Origin of the sequence: Aeromicrobium sp. (genome assembly GCF_036676885.1) — a bacterium.
GTDB lineage: Bacteria > Actinomycetota > Actinomycetes > Propionibacteriales > Nocardioidaceae > Aeromicrobium.
Map to the genome: position 1 here is coordinate 1 of NZ_JAKFCB010000407.1, position 4190 is coordinate 4190.

General features: G+C 70.9%; 4 protein-coding genes. All 4 read right to left on the reverse strand.

What is annotated here, in order from left to right; all coding sequences use genetic code 11:
• A partial coding sequence (locus V6M46_RS19075) for a uroporphyrinogen-III synthase (RefSeq protein WP_442880563.1) occupies positions 1 to 1379 on the reverse strand: 1379 nt, incomplete at its 3' end.
• Positions 1380 to 1408: 29 nt separating this feature from the next.
• Positions 1409 to 2329: a hydroxymethylbilane synthase gene (gene hemC, locus V6M46_RS19080; RefSeq protein ID WP_332668034.1), complete on the reverse strand. Its 921-nt coding sequence runs from the start codon at positions 2327 to 2329 to the stop codon at positions 1409 to 1411.
• Complete coding sequence (locus tag V6M46_RS19085) at positions 2326 to 3621, reverse strand: glutamyl-tRNA reductase (RefSeq protein ID WP_332668035.1); 1296 nt, start codon at positions 3619 to 3621, stop codon at positions 2326 to 2328. The genes hemC and V6M46_RS19085 overlap by 4 nt, the downstream gene beginning before the upstream one ends.
• Positions 3622 to 3691: 70 nt before the next feature.
• The coding region (locus tag V6M46_RS19090) for a redox-sensing transcriptional repressor Rex (protein WP_332668037.1) at positions 3692 to 4190 on the reverse strand (499 nt) is incomplete at its 5' end.

Here is a 4190-nt window from a genome sequence, read left to right on the forward strand (position 1 = left end):
ACCGTGGACGACGAGGTGAACATGACCGCGTCGAACTTGCCGGTCTTGATCGCCTCGCGCGTCGGCGCTGGCGGCGGGGCCGCCCGGACGGTGCGGTAGGCCGTGACGTCGTCGACCTCCCAGCCGAGATTGACGAGTCCGGCCACGAGGGTCTCGGTCGCGATGTCGGCGCGGGGCAGGAAGACCCGGTTGATCGGGTCGAGCAGGTCGTCGTACGGCGGCCAGTCCTCGAGGAGGCCGCGGGCCGACTGCTCACCGCTGGGGATGAGGTCGGCGCGGATGCCCCACGTGGCGATGGCCTCGGCGGTCTTGTCGCCGACCGCGGCGATCTTGAGGCCCGAGAAGGCGCGGGCGTCGAGCCCGTACTCCTCGAACTTCTCGCGCACGGCCTTGACCGCGTTGACGCTCGTGAACGCGATCCACTCGTAGCGACCCTCGACGAGGCCGCGGACGGCCTTGTCCATCTGCTGCGGGTTGCGCGGCGGCTCGACCGAGATCGTCGGGACCTCCTCGGAGAGCGCACCGAAGCCGCGCAGGCGGGCAGCGAGTCCGGCGGACTGCTCCTTGGTGCGGGGCACCAGGACGCGCCAGCCGTAGAGCGGCTTGGTCTCGAACCACGACAGCGCCTCACGCATCGTGACGACCTGGCCGACGACCGTGATGGCCGGGGCGGTCATGCCGGCGGCCTTGGCGTCGGCGGCGATGTCGGCGAGCGTCGAGACGATCGTGGTCTGCTCGGTCGTCGTGCCGACCCGGGTCATCGCGACCGGCGTCTCGGCGGAACGGCCGGCGGCGACGAGCCCGGCAGCGACCTCGCCGATGCGGGCGACCGCGGACAGCAGGACCAGGGTCTCCTGGCCGGCGTGCTCGGACCAGTTGATCGAGGCGTCCCCGACGCTGACCACGGAGTACTCGCGGTGGGTGCGGTTGGTCAGCGGCACACCGGCGTAGGCGGGCACCGCCGAGACCGACGAGATGCCCGGGACGATCTCGAAGCCGATGCCGGCCTTGCTGCAGGCCGCGGCCTCCTCGGGCGCCGTCGCGTAGGTGAACGGGTCACCCGCGATCAGGCGTACGACGTGGGAGCCGGTCTTGGCGTACTTGACGACGAGGCGGGCACGGGCAGCGTGTGTCAGGGTCTCGCCGTCCTCGCCGACTCCGCCGTCGACGACCTCGGCACCGTTGGTGACGAGGGCCGCCTGCTCGGGCAGCTCCGTGATGACGATGTCCGCCTGGGCGAGCAGCTCAGCCGCGCGCACCGTCAGCAGGCTGGCATCGCCCGGTCCGGCACCGACGAAGCTCACGTGGCCGCGGGTGGCCTTGTGCGCGTTCGGTCGAGCCGTGGACGGTGCTTCTCGCATCGCAGTGGTGATGGTCACGGTGGTCCTTTTCTCGATCTGCCTGGGGGTTATGAGGCGACAGCCACAAGGGTGTCTGCGCCTTCGGCGAGCATCTCGGCAGCGAGACGCTCCCCGACCGCGGCGGCTTCGGATGGCAAGCCGGTCGCGGACAGTCGGATGGTGGGCGAGCCGGAAGTACTCCCGACCACAGCACGGAGCCAGAGCTCGTCGCCGTCGTCGCCCTGGGCGACTTCGGCAAGAGCTCCGACAGGTGCACTGCAACCTGCCTCGAGGGTGGCGAGGAGGCTGCGCTCGGCGGTGACGGCAGCACGGGTGTCGCTGTCGTCGAGGCCGCTGAGCAGGTGGATCGTCGCGTCATCGTCGACGCGACATTCGCAGGCAAGTGCTCCCTGCCCGGGGGCGGGAAGCATCTGCAGAGGATCGATGACCTCGGTCGCCTCGTCGGCGCGGCCGAGTCGCAGCAGGCCGGCGCGAGCGAGCAGGACGCCGTCGTAGTCACCCGAGGCGACCTTGGCGATGCGGGTGTCGACGTTGCCGCGGATCGGGACGACCTCGACGCCGAGGCCCAACGCGTTGAGCTGAGCCTCCCGCCGGGGGGAGCCGGTGCCGATACGGGCGCCCTGCGGCAGCTCGCCGAGGGTCAGGCCGTCGCGGGCCACGAGCACGTCACGCGGGTCCTCGCGCAGCGGGATCGCGGCGAGCACCAGACGTGGATCGGGAGACGTCGGCAGGTCCTTGAGGGAGTGGACGGCGATGTCGACCTCGCCGCGTACGAGCGCCTCGCGCAGGGCCGCGACGAACACGCCCTGGCCGCCGAACTCGACGAGCGGTTGCGCGCTGCGGTCGCCCTCGGTCGAGATCGTGACGAGCTCGACCTCGACGCCGGCCTCACGGAGGCGGTCGGCGATCAGGCCGGACTGGGTCATGGCGAGCGCCGAGGCGCGCGTGCCGAGGCGGAGGGCCGTCATGAGGACTCCCCCTTGACCTGCGTGACGGCGTCGACCGCGGACTGGTCGAGCGCGAACAGATGGGCGAGCGCATCGGCGTACGTCAGGTCGGCCGGGCCGTCGACGAGCTGCTGGACGCGGACCGTCGGGGCGTGGATGAGCTTCTCGGCGACGCGGTGCAGCGCCTTGCGGACGGCTGCGAGCTCGTCGGTGGTGAGGTCGGGGAGCCGGGTCTCGATGCGGGCGAGCTCCGCGGCGACGACGTCGGTAGCCATCGTGCGCAGGGCGACCACGGTCGGGGTGATGTGCGAGGCGGCCTTGGCGGCCAGGAACGTACGGACCTCGTCCTCGACGATCGCGCGCACCTGGTCGATGTCACCGGCGAGCTCGGTGTTGTCGCCGAGCCGGGCGAGCACGACCAGGTCGACGAGGTCGACACCGTCGACGTCGCGGACCGCCGGGTCGATGTCACGCGGCAGGGCCAGGTCGATCAGCGCCATCGAGCGCCCGGCGGCGGCCTGGGCGATGCGGTCGCGGTCGAACACCACACCGGTCGCGCCGGTGCAGCTGATCAGCACGTCGGTCGCGGACAGCTCGACGTCCATGGCCTCCCAGCGGACGGCGCTGACGCCGAACGTGGCGACCAGGGCGTACGCGCGCTGGAACGTGCGGTTGGCGACCATGATGCGGCTGGGGGCCACACCGCGGTTGACCAGGGTGCGGACAGCGAGGCTGGCCATCGTGCCGGCGCCGGCGACGAGGAAACGGCTGCCCTCGGCGTCGACGACATCGCCCGCGGCGTCCAGTCCGGCGGTCACGATCGACGGGGCGAGCCGGTCTATGCCGGTCTCGGCGTGCCCCCGCTTGCCGATGCGCAGGGCCTGCTGGAACAGCGCGTTGAGTGCCGAGCCGACGGTCGACTCGGCCTGGGCGCAGTGCAGCGCTTCGCGGACCTGGCCGAGGATCTGGCTCTCGCCGAGGATCATCGAGTCCATGCCGGCCGCGACGCCGAACAGATGTGCGACGGCGGCCTCGTCGAAGTGGACGTAGACGTGCCGGACGAAGTCGTCGCGGTCGAGGCCCGAGTGCTCGGCCAGCAGGCGCGACACCTCTTCGACGGCACCGTGGAACCGCTCGGCCTCGACGTAGATCTCGACCCGGTTGCACGTCGAGATGACGACCGACTCGGAGACGAACGGCGCCTCGAGCACGAGGTGCGAGAGCTTGACCGCGGCATCGGTGTCGAGCGACGCCTGCTCGAGGACGTCGATCGGCGCCGACCTGTGCGACATACCGACAACCAGAACACTCATGCCGCCACCTCCAGGAGGAGCCCGCGATACGGAGCCGCCGGCATGACTGCTGCCTTCATGATTCGCTCGCTCATGCTCCGACCACCTTGTCGTTACCGGCCTTGCGCTGCTCGTGGTAGGCGAGGATCTGCAGCTCGATCGACAGGTCGACCTTGCGTACGTCCACACCGTCGGGGACCTGCACGAGGGCAGGCGCGAAGTTGAGGATGCTGGTGATGCCCGCCGCGACGAGGCGGTCGGCGACCTCCTGGGCGGCCGTGCCCGGGGTCGCGATGATGCCGATCGAGATCGCCCGCTCCTTGACGATCACGGGCAGGTCGTCGAGCGAGGAGACCGTGATGCCGGAGACCGTGGTGCCGACCCGCTTCGGATCAGCGTCGACCAGCGCCGCGACGCGGATGCCACGCGTGCTGAAGCCCTGGTAGGCCGACAGCGCGGACCCGAGGTTGCCGACGCCGACGATGACGACGTCCCAGTCCTGGGTCTGGCCGATCTCGCGGGCGATCTGGTAGCGGAGGTACTCGACGTCGTAGCCGACACCGCGGGTGCCGTAGGAGCCGAGGTAGGAC

Coding starts and splice junctions, on each gene's coding strand:
- hemC (WP_332668034.1), bottom strand. CDS start 2,329: ATGACGGCCCTCCGCCTCGGCACGCGCGCCTCGGCGCTCGCCATGACC.
- V6M46_RS19085 (WP_332668035.1), bottom strand. CDS start 3,621: ATGAGTGTTCTGGTTGTCGGTATGTCGCACAGGTCGGCGCCGATCGAC.